General features: G+C 69.4%; 14 protein-coding genes. 1 reads left to right on the top strand and 13 read right to left on the bottom strand.

Annotated features, from left to right (window positions below; genetic code table 11):
* Window positions 1-59 precede the first annotated feature (59 nt).
* From ACFVWD_RS11090 to proB, 5 genes are all read right to left on the bottom strand, one after another.
* Window positions 60-1,127, bottom strand: a complete 1,068-nt coding sequence (locus tag ACFVWD_RS11090) for a hypothetical protein (protein WP_389595192.1) — start codon at window positions 1,125-1,127, stop codon at window positions 60-62.
* 144 nt (window positions 1,128-1,271) lie between these two features.
* Window positions 1,272-1,922 (bottom strand): hypothetical protein, encoded by a 651-nt coding sequence (locus ACFVWD_RS11085; protein WP_389595190.1) that lies wholly within the window; start codon window positions 1,920-1,922, stop codon window positions 1,272-1,274.
* 62 nt (window positions 1,923-1,984) lie between these two features.
* Complete coding sequence (locus ACFVWD_RS11080) at window positions 1,985-3,271, bottom strand: glutamate-5-semialdehyde dehydrogenase (RefSeq protein WP_389595188.1); 1,287 nt, start codon at window positions 3,269-3,271, stop codon at window positions 1,985-1,987.
* Window positions 3,272-3,332: 61 nt separating this feature from the next.
* A complete protein-coding gene (locus ACFVWD_RS11075; protein ID WP_389595394.1) occupies window positions 3,333-3,812 on the bottom strand; it encodes a hypothetical protein in 480 nt (159 codons plus the stop codon).
* Window positions 3,813-4,036: 224 nt separating this feature from the next.
* A complete protein-coding gene (gene proB, locus ACFVWD_RS11070; RefSeq protein WP_389595186.1) occupies window positions 4,037-5,176 on the bottom strand; it encodes a glutamate 5-kinase in 1,140 nt (379 codons plus the stop codon).
* 247 nt (window positions 5,177-5,423) lie between these two features.
* On the opposite strand from proB, the gene ACFVWD_RS11065 reads away from it, so the two are divergent.
* Window positions 5,424-6,824: a polysaccharide pyruvyl transferase family protein gene (locus ACFVWD_RS11065; protein WP_389595184.1), complete on the top strand. Its 1,401-nt coding sequence runs from the start codon at window positions 5,424-5,426 to the stop codon at window positions 6,822-6,824.
* Between the two features lie 144 nt (window positions 6,825-6,968).
* Here ACFVWD_RS11065 and ACFVWD_RS11060 read toward each other — a convergent pair whose 3' ends face one another.
* The 8 genes from ACFVWD_RS11060 to rplU all read right to left on the bottom strand — a co-directional run bounded on the left by ACFVWD_RS11060 (window position 6,969) and on the right by rplU (window position 17,838).
* Window positions 6,969-8,174, bottom strand: coding sequence for a glycosyltransferase family 2 protein (locus tag ACFVWD_RS11060; RefSeq protein WP_389595183.1), 1,206 nt, complete (start codon window positions 8,172-8,174; stop codon window positions 6,969-6,971).
* A 213-nt stretch (window positions 8,175-8,387) separates the two neighbouring features.
* Complete coding sequence (locus ACFVWD_RS11055; protein WP_389595181.1) at window positions 8,388-10,490, bottom strand: hypothetical protein; 2,103 nt, start codon at window positions 10,488-10,490, stop codon at window positions 8,388-8,390.
* Between the two features lie 174 nt (window positions 10,491-10,664).
* Window positions 10,665-12,164, bottom strand: a complete 1,500-nt coding sequence (locus tag ACFVWD_RS11050) for a bifunctional cytidylyltransferase/SDR family oxidoreductase (RefSeq protein WP_101405195.1) — start codon at window positions 12,162-12,164, stop codon at window positions 10,665-10,667.
* A gap of 193 nt (window positions 12,165-12,357) precedes the next feature.
* Window positions 12,358-13,593, bottom strand: a complete 1,236-nt coding sequence (locus tag ACFVWD_RS11045; protein ID WP_389595179.1) for a hypothetical protein — start codon at window positions 13,591-13,593, stop codon at window positions 12,358-12,360.
* 168 nt (window positions 13,594-13,761) lie between these two features.
* Window positions 13,762-15,312: an alkaline phosphatase D family protein gene (locus tag ACFVWD_RS11040; RefSeq protein ID WP_389595177.1), complete on the bottom strand. Its 1,551-nt coding sequence runs from the start codon at window positions 15,310-15,312 to the stop codon at window positions 13,762-13,764.
* Between the two features lie 367 nt (window positions 15,313-15,679).
* Window positions 15,680-17,116 (bottom strand): GTPase ObgE, encoded by a 1,437-nt coding sequence (gene obgE, locus ACFVWD_RS11035; RefSeq protein WP_389595175.1) that lies wholly within the window; start codon window positions 17,114-17,116, stop codon window positions 15,680-15,682.
* 132 nt (window positions 17,117-17,248) lie between these two features.
* Window positions 17,249-17,503: a 50S ribosomal protein L27 gene (gene rpmA, locus ACFVWD_RS11030; protein ID WP_028802588.1), complete on the bottom strand. Its 255-nt coding sequence runs from the start codon at window positions 17,501-17,503 to the stop codon at window positions 17,249-17,251.
* Window positions 17,504-17,517: 14 nt separating this feature from the next.
* On the bottom strand, window positions 17,518-17,838 hold the full coding sequence (gene rplU / locus ACFVWD_RS11025) for a 50S ribosomal protein L21 (protein ID WP_006374708.1): 321 nt from the start codon (window positions 17,836-17,838) through the stop codon (window positions 17,518-17,520).
* Window positions 17,839-18,113 lie beyond the last annotated feature (275 nt).

Genomic DNA, 18,113 nt, shown 5'->3' with positions numbered 1-18,113 from the left:
CGGGCCTTGGGCTGCCAGACCCTCGGCCGGCAGAACCTCGGCTGCCAGACCCTCGGCTGTCAGACCCTGGGCTGCGAGCTCGTCGCCAGTGAGCCGCACAGTGCTGTCGCGCTGCCCGTCGCATACGGGTCGGTGCCGGCCGGGCCGCCCGCCTTCGCCGTCTGGCCCGCGAGCAGCGGGTGCAGATGGGTCACCGAGTCCTCGGAGCAGGCGAGCGGCCCGGCCTGGACGTAGGAGACGACCAGCTCGGCCTGGTGCATGCGCAGGTCGTCGCGGTCGAAGCGGAACTGCAGCTCGCGCCGGACGGTGAACAGCGAGGCCTTCGCCTTGGGGTCCGAGCCGGCCGGCTTCAGGGCGTACACGAAGGTGTGGTCGGCGACGACCTCAAGGGTGCTGGAGTCGAACTCGGCGGCCTGGAGGGTGCCCTGCACCCTGATCCTGGAGTCGGCGAGCTGGGCGCGGGTGGGGTCGAAACGGACCAGCCAGCCGGTGGGCGCGTGCCGTCCGTCGGCGGCCGGGTGGTCGAAGCTCTGGTCGAACTGGTCGAGCTGCTGCGGGGCGAGCAGGATCCGTACGGGCCGGTTGGTGACGCCCGTGAGCACCTCCGGGTCGAGCGAGGACTTCACGAGGTAGTCCTTGGCGGTGGTCAGGGCGGCCACGACCTGGCTGTCGGAGAAGTGCGCGGTGCGCCGGTAGGCGGGCAGCGCGATGCCGTCGGCGCCGACGGCGAACTGGGCGGCCGGGCTGTGCGCGTACAGCTCCTCGGCGCTCGTGGCCCCCGGCACGGCGGTCTGGGGCGCGAGGGGTATGACGGTCATCCGCAGCGGTTCGGGCGGCTGGGCTGCCGGGGTCTGGTACGGGTGCCGCACGCCCATGTAGATCGCGGTGCCGAAGGCGACGGCGATCAGCAGGACCAGTATCAGCGCCTGCCGGGGCAGACCGCGCTGGAGGGTGGGGCGGCGGCGTACGGCCGGGGCGTGGTCGGCCATCCGCTCCTGCGCGGAGAACTCCTGGAGGCGGGCAGCACGGACGAACGACTCGTCGAAGACGACGGATCGGTATTCGTCCTCTCCACCAGCGGGAGCGCCCTCGGGTGTCCCCTCAGGTGGGTCTCCAGGCCCGCCCATACCTTCAGGGTAGGTCTCCGGGGGCTCAGGTAAACGCCGTGGTACACGACAACTTCTGACAGGTTCTCACCAGGATCGCCAAGGACCGTCGCGATCGTCAGAATGTTCGAAGGGCCGTCACGGGCGGCGCGGGCGCCATGGGTGTCAGGGCGTTCGGGGAACCGCGGACACGGCCGAATGGGAGTACTCGGCCGAAGCAGAGGGGCCGGTGCCGGTGACCTTGTCCTGGCCTTGTTCGAGGCCCGTGGACGCGGGTGGCGGAACTTGGTCCTGGCGGCCCGAGGAGGCCCCCCGGTAGACCGCGGTGAAGGCCAGGGCGACCATGCCGACGCCCATCACCAGAGCGAGCACCCAGGCGACGGGGCGGTGCCAGCGGGCCTGCTTCCCGTAGGCCCTGCCGTATCTGCCGTACGAGCCCGGCGCTCCGTAGCGGCCTTCGAGGATCTCGGTGTCGTCGAGATCGTCCAGGTCCGGGTCATGGTCGTAGTCGCCAGGGCCGTCCGGCCCGAACCCGTCCTCGTAGCGCTCGTCGTCGCCGCGGGCACCCCGTGAGTGCGCCCGGCGCGCCTCGGCCTCTGAGGCCTCCGCGCGGGCCTGCGCGGCTGCTAGGAGGCGTTCGACGGCGGTCGGCTCATGGATCACCGCCGCACGTACGAAGTCCTCGTCGAAGACCACGGAGGCGAACTCTTCGTCCGCACCCCCGCGGTCGCGGTCGTCGTCGGGCTCCCAGCCGTCAGGGAACGGCGTGCCCCCCACGTCCTCCGGCACGGATCCAGAGTAGACCTGGGGGGTCATTTTGGGCAGACGGTATGGAAATTCATCCGCCTGACGAGACGCGGCTCACGCGGAGTGCGGGCTCAGCGCCGGATGTGTCCGTCACCCGTGACGATGTACTTGGTGCTCGTCAGCTCCGGCAGCCCCATCGGCCCCCGCGCGTGCAGCTTCTGCGTGGAGATGCCGATCTCGGCGCCGAAGCCGAACTGGCCGCCGTCGGTGAAGCGGGTCGAGGCGTTCACGGCGACCGTGGTGGAGTCCACCAGTTGGGTGAAGCGGCGGGCGGCCTGCTGCGAGGTGGTGACGATGGCCTCGGTGTGGCCGGAGGTCCACAGCCGGATGTGTTCGACGGCCCGGTCGAGCGAGTCGACGACGGCCGCGGCGATGTCGTACGAGAGGTACTCGATCTCCCAGTCCTCGGGCGTGGCCTCGACGACGGTGGCCTTGGAGTCCTTGGCATAGGCGAGGACGCGCTCGTCGGCGTGCACGGTGACCCCGGCGTCCGCGAGGGCGTCCAGGGCGCGCGGCAGGAACTCGGGGGCGATGTCCTGGTGCACGAGGAGCGTCTCGGCGGAGTTGCAGACGCTCGGCCGCTGCGCCTTGGAGTTGATCAGGATGTCGATCGCCATGTCGAGGTCGGCGTTCGCGTCGACGTACACATGGCAGTTGCCCGTGCCGGTCTCGATGACGGGGACGGTGGACTCCTGAACGACCGTGCGGATCAGCGAGGCGCCGCCGCGCGGGATGAGGACGTCGACCAGACCGCGGGCGCGCATCAGTTCGCGCACCGACTCGCGACCCTCGCCGGGCACCAGCTGGATGGCGTCGGCGGGCAGTCCGGCGCCGCCCACGGCGTCGCGCAGCACCCGGACCAGGGCGGTGTTCGACTCGAAGGCCGAGGAGGAGCCGCGCAGCAGGACGGCGTTGCCGGACTTCAGGCAGAGGGCGGCGGCGTCGACCGTGACGTTCGGGCGGGCCTCGTAGATGATCCCGACGACGCCGAGCGGGACGCGGACCTGGCGCAGGTCGATGCCGTTCGGGAGGGTCGAGCCGCGCACGACCTCGCCGACCGGGTCGGGCAGCGAGACGACGTCCCGCACGTCCGAGGCGATGGCACGCACGCGCTCGGGCGTGAGCGTGAGCCGGTCGATGACGGTCTCGCTGGTGCCGGCCTCGCGGGCGCGCGCGATGTCCTTGGCGTTGGCCGCGACGATCTCGCTCGTACGGACCTCCAGCGCGTCCGCGATCGCGAGCAGCGCGTCGTCCTTCTCGGCCCGCGGCAGGGGGGCGAGATCGGCGGCGGCGGCCTTGGCGCGGTAGGCGGCCTGGGTGACCGGGGACATCGAGTCGTACGGCGAGAGCGTGGTCATATCGGAAGGGTAGTGCGCCGGACGGACCCGTCCAGCGGCTGTCCCACACCCCGAGACAGGGTCAAAAGGGATGGACTCCCACCGGAGTGGCCGGAAGTGGGCCATACCCCTCCGCGATCCGCTGGTGGTAGGTCTCGCGGTCGATGACCTCCAGGCCCACGATCTCCCAGGGCGGGAGCTTGGCGGTCTGGCGGTGCTCGCCCCACAGGCGCAGGGCGACGGCCGCCGCGTCGTGCAGGTCGCGGGCCTCTTCCCAGTAGCGGATCTCCGCGTGGTCGTTGGCGTAGCGGCTGGTCAGCAGAAACGGGTGGTCGTGGGCCAGCTGTTCGAGGGCACGCCTGACCTCCTTCAGCGGGGCCTCACCACCCGAGACGCTCAGCGTGACATGCCACAGCCGGGGCTGGTCGGCCGGCTTCTCGCCCTTGTAGGTGTCACCGGCCGCGACACTCGTCAGAGCCCGTTCCTCGCCCGCCGCGCGGGAAGCCGGACCACCCGCCCGGGAGGCGGCACCGCCGCGGGACGCCGCCGCCCCAGGGCGCACTCGTCTCACGACGGCCTCCTCTTCGCAATGGTCCGCAATAGTCCGCAATGGTCTGCAATCGTCGTACCGCATCGGGCTGCATCGGGGTCTCCCCGCAACAAAGTTGAGCAGGTGGGGAGCCACCGTGTGGCACTTTTACACAACGTCCCCCGGCGGGGGCCTCGGAATCGGCCTTTTACGGGTGTACTGGACAGCTGTTTCGGAGGTCGTGCGGAACAGGCGTCTTACGGATGCAGGAGCACGAGGTCGTCCCTGTGTACGACCTCGCGTTCGTACTCCGGGCCCAACTCGCGGGCCAGCTCGCGGGTCGAGCGCCCGATGAGCTGGGGGATCTCCTTGGCATCGAAGTTCACCAGGCCCCGTGCGACCGCCCGCCCCGTGCCGTCGCGCAGCTCGACGGGGTCGCCCGCGGTGAAGTCGCCCTCGACGGCCGCGATACCCGCCGGCAGCAGCGAGGTGCGCCGGTCGACGACCGCGCGCACGGCCCCGTCGTCCAGGACGAGCGCGCCCTGCGGGGTCGAGGCGTGCTGCAGCCACAGCAGCCGGTCGGCGGAGCGCTTGCCGGTGGGGTGGAAGTACGTGCCCGTGTCCCCGCCCGCGAGGGCCTCGGCGGCGTGCACGGCGGAGGTGAGCACCACGGGGATGCCCGCGGCCGCCGCGATCCGGGCCGCCTCGACCTTGGTGACCATGCCGCCGGTGCCGACGCCCGCCTTGCCCGCGCTGCCGATGTCGACGTGCGCGAGGTCCCGCGGCTCGCGGACCTCCGCTATCCGCGAGGTGCCCGTCTTGCTGGGGTCGCCGTCGTACACGCCGTCCACGTCGGAGAGCAGGACCAGCAGGTCGGCCCGTACGAGGTGGGCGACGAGCGCGGCGAGCCGGTCGTTGTCGCCGAAGCGGATCTCGTCCGTGGCGACGGTGTCGTTCTCGTTGACGACCGGCAGGGCGCCCATGGCGAGGAGCTTGTCGAGGGTGCGGGCGGCGTTGCGGTGATGGGCACGCCGGCTGGTGTCGTCGGAGGTGAGGAGCACCTGGCCGACACGGATGCCGTGGCGGGCGCAGGAGGCGGTGTAGCGGGCGACCAGGAGGCCCTGGCCGACGCTGGCGGCGGCCTGCTGCCGGGCCAGGTCCTTGGGGCGGCGGCGCAGCCCGAGCGGGGCGAGGCCGGCCGCGATGGCACCGGACGAGACGAGGACGATCTCCTTCTCCCCGCCGCTGCGGTGCTTGGCGAGGACGTCGACGAGCGCGTCGACACGGTCCGCGTCGAGTCCGCCCGCGGCCGTGGTCAGCGACGAGGAACCCACTTTGACGACGATCCTGTGGGCCCCGGCCACGGCCTGCCTCGCCCCTGCCACCTGGCCTGCCATGTGCCCAGTCACCTGCCCTGCCACCTGCGGTGTGTCCCCTCGCGTCGGTCCCGCCCGGCAATCTACGCGAAGGGGCGGGGGTGGCGCCCGTCGGTCCAGCCTGCGGACGGCGCCCGGCCCCCATGATCACCCGCGCGTAGCCGCTCGATCACGTCCCGCGTATGCAAAAAAGGTTGTGCGGGTTCCTCATAGAACTTAAAGATGACGCAAAGATAAGTTGACCAACGTGGCATCTAATGTTCATCCGGTGAAGCGCATACTCCTGAGATCAGGGAAGAGCCCGTACGACGTCGTCCCTGTGGAGCAGGCTCTCCACCAGGACGTCATCGCCACCAACGCGGGAAACCTGATCTTCAGCGACGCCGCGCACAAGATCCTTGAGACACCTCGCGCCGAGGTCGTGTCGAACGGCATCCGTACCAACGTCGCCGCCGCGGGCCGCATCAACGAGGAGTACGACGCCTTCGTCGTTCCGCTGGCCAACGCGTTCCGGCCCTCGTTCGAGCCCCAGCTCAGGCGGCTGACGCAGCTCATCAGCAAGTTGAAGATCCCGGTGGTCGTACCGGGCATCGGCGCGCAGACCGGTCTGGACTACAACCCGGCCAGGCTGAAGCCCATGGAACCGGCCGTCCGGGAGTTCGTCACCGCGGTGCTCGAGCGCAGCGCGTCCATCGGGGTACGCGGCGAGTTCACCGAGCGGTACCTGAAGGACATGGGCTTCCGTGACGTCGAGGTCATCGGCTGCCCATCGCTGTTCATGTACGGCAGGGAGCTCGACGTACGCAAGAAGGCGCCCGCGCTCGGTCCCGAGTCCCGGGTCGCGGTCAACGGCTCGCACAGCGCGGTGAAGTCCCAGGGCCTGGACCGGGTCATCCGCCGGGCGCACGCCCGCTATCCGCACCTGCGGTTCGTCGGACAGAACCTCAGCGACGCCCGCCAGCTGCACTGGCGCGACCTGTCGGATCCGAACGGTTCCGTCACCGCGATGCCCACGCACCCGGATCACCCGATGTACCGCGAGGACAAGGTCCGTGTGTACATCGACCCCGTGACCTGGATCGACGACCTGCGGGACTTCGACTTCTCGTTCGGCTCCCGCATCCACGGCAATATCGCGGCGCTGCTGGCCGGTACGCCCTCGACCGTGCTGTGCGGCGACTCGCGCACCCTGGAGCTGTGCCGCTACTTCGGCATCCCGCACCGCAGGATCAACGCGCTGCCGGAGGACCTCGACCCGGCCGGGCTGTACGCGGAGGCGGACTTCGGCGCGCTCACGGACGGCCACCAGGAACGCTTCGACCGCTTCATGGGCTTCCTGGAGCGCAACGGCCTGGAGAACACGTTCACGCACGGCGACGGGGGCGCGGCCCACGAGAAGCGGCTGCGCTCGCTCGCCTTCCCGGCCGGCGTCCGCCCCTGGAATGACGCCGACGTCGCCTCGCTGACCAGCAGGTTCGGCTGGCTCCAGACCCGTATCGGCGAACTGTCCACGGACAACGCGAAGCTCCAGCGCGAACTCGACAAGGCCCGCAAGACCGCCGCGAAGCCGGCGGTCGCGGCGACTGCGCCGCAGCGCTCCGTCTATCGCATGGCCCGGCGAGCGGTGGGGCGCCCGCTGCGGAAGGCTCTGCAGTCGGGGCGCCAGTAGCCCTTACTGGCCTTGACCAGCCCTCACCGGCCTTGAGCAGGCCTCATCGGCCTTGAGCAAAGCCCTCATCGGCGGCCTTGATGGCCAGGCGGTTCACCGAACGCCCGTTCCGTAGCCCTCCGGGCCGCGGAACGGGCGTCTTCGTCAGCCCGCGCGGCGCGGCCCGAGGACCTTGCGCGCCATCTTGCGGGCGGTGCGCATGCCCGGGAAGTGGGCGGCGGGGGCGAACTTGAAGCTCTCGATGGTGACCGTCTCGCGGGAGGTCGGGATGAACCAGCTGTCCGGGAGCGGCGCCGCCTTGTCCTGGAAGTGCGGGTAGGCCAGGTAGGCCTTGCGGCTGCGCGGGTCCACGTGGAGGGTGGGCGCCTTCTTCTTCTTGATGAAGTCCAGGACGTCCACCAGCAGGTCGCCCCGGCCCTGACCGGCGAGGTTCACCCGGAGCCGTTCGTTGACCTTGAGGCGGTTCGCGACCCCCTCGGTCCAGTACGCGTCGATCAGCGGCTTGGCCAGCGCGAGCTTGTTCTGTCTGACCTCCTCGTCGTCTTTGAGGAAGACGGGGCCGAACTGCGGCAGCAGCGTGACGAGGAAGGGGCGGACCATCAGGCCGTCGCGGCGCTTGCCCGCGGGCACGTGCTCGGCGATCAGGCCCATCAGGGCGCGGGCGGAGTCGAAGCGCAGGGTGTAGCTGCCGCTCTTGGTGACGTGCTTTCCGTCGTCGCGGCCGACGAGGTAGTAGCAGTCGTAGTCGGCGACCACGGAGACGCCGTCGGCACGGAGGTAGGCCTCCATGGTGAAGAGGGCGTCCTCGCCGGTCTTCAGCGACTCGTCGAAGTGCATGTCGTGCCGGGTGAGCAGCTCGCGCCGGAAGAGCTTCTGCGCGCTGAGCGTGAACTTGATCTGTGAGGAGAAGACGTCCGTGCGGGGCTGATTCTTGCCCCACATCGACTTGGGGGCGTTGCGGTTGACGCCGATGACCTTGCCGAGCACGACGTCCGTGGCGTGCTCGTCGGCCATGGCGACCATGCGCTCCAGGGCCTCGGGGCCGAAGTAGTCGTCGGCGTCGAGGAAGAAGACGTACCGGCCGCGGGCCTTGTCGAGGCCGACGTTGCGCGGGCCGCTGGGGCCGCCGGAGTTGGCCTGCCGGATCACCGTGACGGCCATGGCCGCACGCTCCGCGAACTCCTCGAGGTACTCGCCGGTGCCGTCCTTCGACCCGTCGTCGACGGCGATGACCTCGATACGAGCGGGATCGAGCGTCTGGGCCTCGACCGACTCCAGGCACTTGACCAGGTAGGGCATGGCCTCGTACGCCCCGATGATCACGCTCACATCAGGCTGCGTCACGGTCACGTTTCTCCATTGTCATCCGAACATTTCCCCCGTATCAGCTCAAGGGCTACCTCAAAGACGGTTGAAAGCACGAAGAGGTTGCTTCACCGGACACCAAATGTGATGCGGTTCACAGGTTTACGGGGAACGGGAAAGGGCCGGGCCCCGAGGATGCTCCTCGGGGCCCGGCCCTTTCACTGGCTATGCGGAGAGGTGACTGCCCGGCGAGGTGGATCAGCCCTTGACGGCCGCGCCGCCCGTCTCGTCCGCCGAGGCCTTCCGCTGCGCGGGAACTCCGTTCGCGAGCTCCACGGCGGCGGCCGCCGCGCCGGTCTCCTGACCGAGGTTGCGCGCCCGGGACTTCTTCGCGAGATCGCGCACCGCGGCGTTGAACTGGTCGATCGACGCCGGCTCGTCGGGGCCGAGCAGGTACTCCTTCAGCTCCCGGCGGTCGGCGGCCAGCGCGTCCGAGGACGGGTCGGTGACCTCGGCGAGCAGTTCGCCCAGCTCACTGGCCGAGTTCGACAGGATCACGGCGGCACGCACCGCGGTGTTCTGCCGCTTGAACTCCTCGACGCCCAGCTCCGCGGAGTCCGTGACCGCGTACGGCTTGCCGCTCGCGATGAAGTCGGAGACCACGGACGAGATGTCGGAGACCATCGCGTCGGACACGTTGAAGCAGTCGTACAGGCGCGGCTCGGCACCCGTGATGACCCGGTGCTCCCAGCTGCCGAAGGAGCGCCAGTAGGCGTCGTTCCACTCGGTCCGCAGCCGGGCGACCTCGGCGTGCGCGGCCGTGTCGACCAGGCCGTCGCGGGTGGCCTCTGCCTCGTCACCGCTCTCGGTGACACCGGTCAGCTTCTCGATGCGGGCCTCGATGCGGGCCAGCTCCGCCTTGGCCGCGGACTGGGCCGCCGCGTCGACGGTGAAGCGCGGGTCGGCGGCGCGCTCGGCGGCCGCCTTCTCGACCAGCGCGACGATCTTCTCGTGCGCGGTCTTGGCCTGCGGGCTGCGGGTGCCGGTGAACGGGTGCGGCTTGTACAGGACGCGGACCGGCTGCTCGGCCTTCAGCAGCGCGCGCACGATGTTGGCGCCCGCCAGCAGGATCGAGGTGTTGCCCGGGTTGTCGTCCCAGCCCTCCCAGGTGGGGGCGTACAGGATCGTGGGGATACGTCCCTCGGGCACGGCCTGCCAGGTCTGGATCGGGGCGAGCTGCGGGCGGCCGACCTCCGCTATGTCGTCGTCGCGGACACCGACGTCGGCGATGGCGTAGCGGTCGCGGCCCGCGCGGCCGGCGGTCCACACCTCGTCGTACGCCTTGCTGAACGGGTTGACGCTGGCCAGCTTGTCGCTGTCGCCGTGACCGATGAAGACGTGCTTCATGGTCGGCACGCGCAGCATGTGGATGTTCTTGCCGACGTTCGCCGCGTACAGCGCGACGCGCACCGTGGACAGGTCCATGTTCATCAGGTGCACCCCTCCGGGCACGCAGATGACCGGCACCGTGGTGGGCGCCATGCGCTCCAGGATGGCGCGCTCGCGCAGGATGATCAGCGGCCGGGTGTCCAGCTGCTCCATCGTCTCCAGCCACATGTTGACCTGGTACGCCGAGTCCTTGGAGCCCGAGAAGTACAGCACCGTCTCCGGGCGGTACTCGCGCAGCCAGCCGTCGACCGCCGCCAGGACCGTGTCCGCGTTCGGCGGGGTCTTCTTGCCGCGGATGTACGGGACGAGCGCGACGACGTAGACGAACGCCAGCACCAGCGTGGCCGCGATGCCCGCGAAGCCGTACACGTTGCTGTCGGTGGCCCCGGTGACGAGGACGCCGGCGACGGCCAGCAGGTCGAGGTGGAGCATCTTCTCGGCGGCCCGGTCGAGCAGGGTGCGCGGCGGTGCGTCCGGGATGCGGATGCGTGAGGCCAGGTCGACGTTGCGGGTGGCGACCGGCATCTTGCGGCGCAGCCGGATCAGGGTGATCAGCGCGCTGTGCGGGGCCTGGAAGCCGTAGAAGGCGAGGAAGCACGCGATCGCCGCGTAGAAGACCATGCTGTCGGACAGGTCCAGGCGCGCGAGCAGCAGGACCAGCAGCAGCTGTCGGATCAGGAACCTGATGGACAGACCGGCGCGCACCTTGCTGAGGCGGTTGACCAGATAGCTGCCACGCCGGTGCAGATAGTGGTCCGCCAGGTACGTCACAGCGGCCGCGGCCGCGAAGGCACCGACGCTCGGGAGGAGCGCGGCCAGCATCAGGCAGGGGAAGCCCAGCATCATGAGGGCCGCCGCGGCCAGCTCGGCCGCACTGCCCACCCGGGCAACGCGTATAGCGGTGGATATCACGGAGAAACCTGCTCTTGAGGGGTGTGTGCCGGTTTTGTTACTGCTTGATTAACGAAAAGGGCCTTGCGGGCGATCGCGGACAATCCGGGAATTTTACGGACTCAGGCCTCTGTGAATACGCGGCAAACGCGCAGACTCAGAGGCCTGAATTCCAAGAAGACTAATTGGCGTTAATTATGCCACGCCGTCCTGACGGTCCAGCACGCTGGCCAGCGCCGCTTCGAATCCGGAGGCCCGTCCGGCGCCCGCGGTCGGGTCCTGCTGGCGTACATCGATGACGTGACCGGTCATTTCGGAGAGGAGGACGTCGAGCGAGGTGCGCGCGACCGCCTCGGAGGAGAGCAGCGAGCCCGCGGGCTCCTGGCCGAAGGCCTTGGTGCGCATCGGGGTCGCGGTGCGCTCGGGGTTGATGCAGTTGACGCGGATGCCGTCGCCGGCCCACTCGTCGGACAGCGCCTGGGTGAGGTTCACCATGGCGGCCTTGGTGGAGGAGTAGAGGCTGTACTCGGCGCGGCCGCGGGTGTAGCTGCTGGAGGTGTAGAGCAGCAACTGGCCGTTGGTCTCGGCGAGGTACTTGTACGCGGAGCGGGCGATCTGCACCGGGGCCAGATAGTTGACCTTCAGCGCTTCCTCGATCGTCGCGTTGTCCGTCTCCGCGAGCTTGCCTATGCGCAGCACCCCGGCGGTGTTGATGACGTAGTCGATACGCCCGGTCTCGGCGTACGCCGTGGACAGCGCGTCGTCGACCTCCTCCGGGTTCTCGACGTGGGTGCCGGTGGTCGAGCGGCCGAGCGCGTAGGTCGTCGCGCCGTAGCCCTCGGCGAGTTCGGCTATGTCCTTGCCGATGCCGTACGAACCGCCGAACACCACCACGGTCTTTCCGCTGAGCAGCTCGCGGTAGGCGGCCTCGTCGGCCTGCTCGGGGGCGGCGGTGGACGCCAGCTGGAAGAGCTTGTCGGCGATGAAGACGTCGACGGGCTGGGTGACCTTCATGTTGTACTCGTCGCCCGCGACGACGTGGATCGGCACGTCCGGCAGGTACTTGAGCACGACCGAGCAGTCGTCGGTGGCCTGGAAGTTGGGGTCACCGGCCGCGACCTCGTAGGCGCGGCGGATCGTGGACAGCTTGAACGCCTGGGGCGTCTGGCCGCGGCGCAGCCGGGAGCGGTCCGGGATCTCGGTGATGAACTCGCCGTCCTCGCCGTGGGTGCGGGTCACGATGATCGTGTCCGCGGAGGGGATGGCGACGTCGACGGCCTGGTAACGCTCCAGGGCCGTGACACAGTCGTCTATGACGCGCTCGGACAGCAGCGGGCGCACGGCGTCGTGGAAGAGGACATTGGCGTCCTCGCCCTCGGCCAGACCCTCGCCGAGCGCGGCGATCGCGCGCTCGGTGGTCTCGTTCCGCGTCGAGCCGCCCTCGATCACCTTGGTGACCTTCTTCAGCCCCGCCTTCGCGACGATCTTCTCGACGTCCGGCACATAGCCGGGAGCCATCAGCACGATGATGTCGTCGATCGACTCGGCCTGTTCGAAGGTGGTCAGCGTGTGCTCGATGACCGCCTTGCCTGCGATCTTCAGCAGCTGCTTCGGAATCGACAGACCCACGCGCTGACCGGTGCCGCCGGCCAGGATCACTGCGGTGGTACGGGGCTTGGCAAAGTGCTCAGACACAGGTGACCTACCTTGGGGCGACAGGGAACTTTGGAATGCTCCCACTTTCCGTTACTGCCATGCAAGGTGAGCGCCCTCTGCTGCTTATGTGCACGCAACCGGCTATTCACCTTGCATGCAGGTGACTTCCGAGATCCCGAACCGTATTGTCCGGATTTGCTGTGAGTAACTGCACACGTTTTACGTGCGTTCTTCACTCCCGCTTCAGACGCTTGAGGACCCGGTGACCGAGGACCCGCACGAGTTCCTTGGACGAGGTCTGGTGAACCGAGCGCACGGAGGCGGCGGGATGCGCGGGAGCCGCGGCAGCCACGGCGAGCGCCCCGTACAGCGCGTGGGCCGCCACCTCGGTGTCGATCCGCGGCGGCCCCGTCCCCTCGCCGCTCGCGACGCTGGGTACGACGGACAGCAACGCCGGGTCACCCAGCACCCGTACACCCATGGCGGCGATCCGCTCGGCCATCTCCGCGCCGATACCGGCGGCCGCCTCCAGTGCCCAGCGCGGCGTGGTGATCCGCGCGTCGTCCGGGGCCGGGCGACAGGCGTTCTTCATATGCATGACGGCGCCGCCCCGCACCATCTTGGAATACACCTCGTCGGGCAGCCCATTGCCGCGGAACTCCATATTGAGTTTCCGCAGCATTTCGGTCTCGGCGAGTGTGAGCGAGCGATTGGCCGTGTCCGGCACCGGCACCAGGAGACCGTCGGGCAGGCCGAGGAGGGATTCGAACGTGCGCATAAGACCGTCGCGGTCACGGTCGTCGACCACCACGACGGTGACGTTCTCGGCGCCGACGACCCGTACCCAGCGCTCGACGAGCCGGTCGTGGCGGTGGCGGCGCCAGAAGCTCGGATTGGGCTTCTCGTACGGGGCCTTGCGCAGCATGTGTGCGAGCCAGTCCTCGTAGCCCATGCGCAGACCGTTCTGCACGTACTGCTGCCACTGCGAGGGCATGATCTTCCACAGCGGCCGCAGGGTGACCAGGACATGGACTCGGCCCTGGTCCCGGCCCCGGCCCCGGCCGAGGTCGTCGACGACCCGGGCGATGGCCTCGTCGTCGGGCGCGTCGGCGAAGAACTCGCTGCTGACCACCGAGGTGCGCCTGCCGGTGGCGTGCACCGCGTCGACGAGCCGCTTCCAGTGCCCCTCGGTGGGCTTGGCGTCGCCCATCATCCCGGGCCGGGCGCAGATCGCGAGGGCGGCTTCCATCGGGTGCCTGCTGTGGGCCGGAAAGTCGACGCCGTGCCCGGCCATCGCGTCCTTCGCGGCGAACAGGGCGCCCTGGATCGACGTGGTCCCGGTCTTGTGCGGGCCGATGTGCAGCAGCCGGGTGCCGGGGGGCAGCGGCGTGGGGGCGCTCTTCGAGGCGGTTTCGCCGGTCTCCGCCTCAGGGGACGCCGAGTCGTGATGCGTACAGTCGGTCTCCATGGTCAAGGGAGATTAAATCTCTTACCTGAGCCTTACCTGAGAATGTCCTGGGACTCACATGAGTCCCAGGATTCCCGTGAGTTCTGTGAGTCTCACGCGTCCTGTGAGTCACATACGTCCTGTGAGTCACAGAACGGCTGAGTCCTGTGAGTCACAGAACAGCGCTGCTCAGACCAGACGTACGCCCGGCTTCCCCGCCTCGACCCGCAGCCGGCCCAGCGTGCTGGACGCGGCGTCCGGCCGCAGCACGGTCTCCGGGGCGCGGACGGTGGCGTCGATGCCCTCGCGCCGGATGTCGAAGAGGTGGTAGCCGCGGTGAGCGTCGATGAACTTCCAGTGCGGGTTGTCCGGCATCCGCGGGTCCCACTCGCTGTGGAAGGCCACCTGGTCCTGGTCGCCGCCGCTGGAGATGGAGGTCCCGACGAACTCGGCGCCGACGACGTCGGACTCCGGGTCGGCGAAGTCCTCCTTGAGGTCGCTGATCATGGTGAGGTGACGGTCCCCGGTCAGCACGACGGGGTTGCGCACGGTGGTCAACTCCCCCATGAGCGCGTTGCGTTCGGCCTGGTATCCGTCCCAGGCGTCGTAGAACCAGAGCTTGCCGGGGCCGATCTGCAGATCGGTCTCGGCCATCATGATCTGCGAGGCGATCAGGTTCCAGCGCGTCGGTGAGTGATGCAGCCCGCGCAGCAGCCAGGCCTTCTGCTCGGCGCCGAGCATGGTCGTCGAGGGGTCTTCGGCGCCCGCCCGGGTGGTCGCCTGGTCACTGCGGAACTGCCGGGTGTCCAGGACGTTCAGCCGGACCAGCCGGCCGAAGTCGAGCCGCCGGTGCATCCGGATGTGCGGACCATTCGGCACCGCGGTCGCCCGGACGGGCATGTGCTCGTAGTACGCCTGGTAGGCGGCGGTCAGCCGGGCCACGAACGCGTCGTGCGACTGCTTGGCCGGGTCCTGCGGGATCTCCCCGGCGAAGTCGTTGTCGACCTCGTGGTCGTCGAAGGTGACCACCCAGGGCGCGGCGGCGTGCATCGCCATGAGGTGCGGATCGGTGCGGTACTGCGCGTAGCGGTTGCGGTACTGGACGAGGGTGTACGGCTCCCCGCCGCCCTCGTGCCGGCGGACGGCCGTCGCCGACGGCGCGGACTCGTAGATGTAGTCGCCGACGAAGAGCACGAGGTCGGGGTCCTGGGCGAGCATGTCGGCGTACGGGGTGAAGTAGCCGTTCTGCCAGTTCTGGCAGGAGGCGAGCGCGACGCGCAGCGAGCCGCCGGAGCTGTGGGGGTGCGGGGCGGTGCGGGTGCGGCCGGTCGGCGAGAGCTGACCGTCGGCACGGAAGCGGTACCAGTACGCGCGGTCGGGGCGCAGTCCGCGGACGTCGACGTGGACGCTGTGGCCGTACTCGGGCAGTGCCTGTGCGACGCCCCGCCGCACCGGCCTTCTGAAACGGGCGTCCTCGGCGATCTCCCACTCCACCGGTACCGCGCGGTCGGGCATGCCGCCGCCGTTCAGCGGGTCGGGGGCGAGCCTGGTCCACAGCACGACGGCGTCGGGCAACGGGTCGCCGGAGGCGATGCCGAGGGTGAACACCCCGTCGGGCAGCGGGGGTTCGGCGGCGCGGGCGGTGCCGGGCAGCCACAACTGGCTGGTCGCGGCGGCGCCCAGGGCCGCGGCACCTGTGGTGAGAAAGCGGCGTCGATCGCGCGAGACGGTTCCGGTCATCGGTGAACTCCCCTGCGTCGGTGGCCCCTTGGACACCGGGAGGCTCACACGCCGCAGTGGCCCACTCACTGAACGGAGTTCATCAAGAGCATGACAAACAAGCGAAGGGCGAACCGTCGTGGTGGGGACGCCACCGGCTCTCCACGCCCCCGCCGCCCCTACCCGTCCCATCCCTACCTGGGGGCTCCGCCCCCAGACCCCCAAAAGATCGCGCAGTTCCCCGCGCCCCTAAAAGGGACACGGGGAACTGCGCGAACAACCCCAGCCGAGCAAACGAGGGGCGGGCGGGCAATCGGGGCGAAGCCCCGCCCGAGGAGCGCGGGGAACTGCGCGAACAGCCCCCACCCGCCCGCAGCCGAACGTCGGCCTAGAACGGCTCGAAGTCGTCGTACTCCTTCTCCGCGTCGTCCCGCTCCGCCTGCTTGTCGCGGCGGCGCTGCGCCGCGGGCCGCGGGGCTTCGAGGCGGTGGTCCTCGCCACGGCGACCGAGCATCTCCGCACCGGCCATGACGGTCGGCTCCCAGTCGAAGACGACCGCGTTCTCCTCGGGGCCGATGGCGACGCCGTCGCCCGAGCGGGCACCCGCCTTCATCAGCTCCGCCTCGACGCCGAGGCGGTTGAGACGGTCGGCGAGGTAGCCGACGGCCTCGTCGTTGTTGAAGTCGGTCTGGCGGACCCAGCGTTCGGGCTTCTCGCCGCGCACGCGGTAGAGGCCGTCCTCCTCCTGGACCACGGTGAAGCCGGCGTCGTCGACCGCCTTCGGGCGGATGACGATCCGGGTCGCCTCCTCCTTGGGCTTGGCGGCGCGCGCCGTGCCGACCATCTCGGCGAGCACGAAGGACAGCTCCTTCAGGCCCATGTGCGCAACCGCCGACACCTCGAAGACGCGGTATCCGCGGGCCTCCAGGTCGGGGCGGACCATCTCGGCGAGGTCCTTGCCGTCAGGCACGTCGATCTTGTTGAGGACGACGATGCGCGGACGGTTGCCGAGGCCGCCGTACTGCTTCAGCTCTTCCTCGATGATGTCGAGGTCGGTGACCGGGTCACGCTCGGACTCCAGGGTCGCCGTGTCCAGCACATGGACCAGCACGCTGCAGCGCTCGACGTGACGGAGGAACTCGAGACCGAGGCCCTTGCCCTGGCTGGCGCCGGGGATGAGGCCGGGCACGTCCGCGATCGTGTAGACCGTCTCGCCCGCCGTCACCACGCCCAGGTTGGGGATGAGGGTCGTGAAGGGGTAGTCCGCGATCTTCGGCTTGGCGGCCGACAGGACGGAGATGAGGGACGACTTGCCGGCGCTCGGGTAGCCGACGAGGGCCACGTCCGCGACGGTCTTCAGCTCCAGGACGATGTCCTGGAAGTCGCCGGGGACACCGAGCAGCGCGAAGCCGGGCGCCTTGCGGCGGGCCGAGGCCAGCGCCGCGTTGCCGAGGCCACCGCGACCGCCCTGCGCGGCGACGTACGACGTGCCGTGGCCGACGAGGTCCGCGAGGACGTTGCCCGCCTTGTCGAACACGACCGTGCCGTCCGGCACCGGCAGGATCAGGTCCTGCCCGTCCTTGCCGGAGCGGTTGCCGCCCTCACCGGGCTTGCCGTTGGTGGCGCTGCGATGCGGCTTGTGGTGGTAGTCGAGCAGCGTGGTCACGGACTGGTCGACGACCAGCATCACGTCACCGCCCCGGCCGCCGTTGCCGCCGTCCGGGCCGCCGAGCGGCTTGAACTTCTCCCGGTGTACGGAGGCACAGCCGTGGCCTCCGCTACCCGCGGCGACGTGCAGCTCGACGCGGTCCACGAAGGTGGTCATGGGATGTGCCTCCAGTTACGTACGAAAGTCCTGCGCAGCCCTGTATGCCACAGAGCCGCTTCTATTCAAAACACGCGAAAGGCGGACCCGCTTCCCGTACGGGAAGTGAGGTCCGCCTCGCGAAAGAACCGGTCAGGCGACCGGAACGATGTTCACGACCTTGCGGCCACGGTGGGTACCGAACTCCACCGCACCGGCGTCAAGGGCGAACAGCGTGTCGTCCTTGCCACGGCCGACGCCGTTGCCCGGGTGGAAGTGGGTGCCGCGCTGGCGGACCAGGATCTCACCGGCGTTGACGACCTGACCGCCGAAGCGCTTCACGCCGAGCCGCTGAGCATTGGAGTCGCGACCGTTCCGAGTGGACGATGCGCCCTTCTTGTGTGCCATCTCTCCTCAGTCCCTTACTTCGCAGCCGCGGGGATCTCAGTGACCTTGATCGCCGTGTACTGCTGGCGGTGGCCCTGACGACGGCGGTAACCGGTCTTGTTCTTGTAGCGAAGGATGTCGATCTTGACGCCCTTGTGGTGGTCCACGATCTCGGCCTGGACCTTGATGCCGGCAAGGACCCACGGGTCGCTGGTCACGGCGTCGCCGTCGACAACGAGCAGGGTCGAGAGCTCGACCGTGTCGCCAACCTTGGCAGTGGAAATCTTGTCAACCTCAACGATGTCGCCGACAGCAACCTTGTGCTGGCGACCACCGCTGCGCACGATGGCGTACACGCGGATCTCTCTCTCGCTCGGAACGGAACCCCGCAGTCCAGCCACGCGCTGCGCGAGCGGCCTCTCCCGAAGCGCACGGCATGCGAACACGCATGACACGCAGAATTCCGGGAGGAAGAGGTTTACGGGGGTGCGGCGCGTCAGGGGACACGCCGACGGTCTAGGTTACGGGGCCCGGCTTGAGGGGTCAAACCGGGCCACCGTCATGCTGCGGGAGCAGCGGAGGGACCGACTTGCGTCAGCCCTCCGCCGGTTCCGCGTCAGTCCTCGGTGGT

Source organism: Streptomyces sp. NPDC058086 (assembly GCF_042885015.1).
Lineage (GTDB): Bacteria > Actinomycetota > Actinomycetes > Streptomycetales > Streptomycetaceae > Streptomyces.
This window is presented reverse-complemented; position numbering and strand designations above follow the sequence as displayed.

What these genes read in the sequence shown, in the direction of transcription:
- ACFVWD_RS11045 (WP_389595179.1), bottom strand. Translation starts at nt 13,593, where the DNA reads ATGGAGACCGACTGTACGCATCACGACTCGGCGTCCCCTGAGGCGGAG.
- rpmA (WP_028802588.1), bottom strand. Translation starts at nt 17,503, where the DNA reads ATGGCACACAAGAAGGGCGCATCGTCCACTCGGAACGGTCGCGACTCC.
- proB (WP_389595186.1), bottom strand. Translation starts at nt 5,176, where the DNA reads ATGGCAGGCCAGGTGGCAGGGGCGAGGCAGGCCGTGGCCGGGGCCCAC.
- ACFVWD_RS11040 (WP_389595177.1), bottom strand. Translation starts at nt 15,312, where the DNA reads ATGACCGGAACCGTCTCGCGCGATCGACGCCGCTTTCTCACCACAGGT.
- ACFVWD_RS11080 (WP_389595188.1), bottom strand. Translation starts at nt 3,271, where the DNA reads ATGACCACGCTCTCGCCGTACGACTCGATGTCCCCGGTCACCCAGGCC.
- obgE (WP_389595175.1), bottom strand. Translation starts at nt 17,116, where the DNA reads ATGACCACCTTCGTGGACCGCGTCGAGCTGCACGTCGCCGCGGGTAGC.
- ACFVWD_RS11090 (WP_389595192.1), bottom strand. Translation starts at nt 1,127, where the DNA reads ATGGGCGGGCCTGGAGACCCACCTGAGGGGACACCCGAGGGCGCTCCC.
- ACFVWD_RS11085 (WP_389595190.1), bottom strand. Translation starts at nt 1,922, where the DNA reads ATGACCCCCCAGGTCTACTCTGGATCCGTGCCGGAGGACGTGGGGGGC.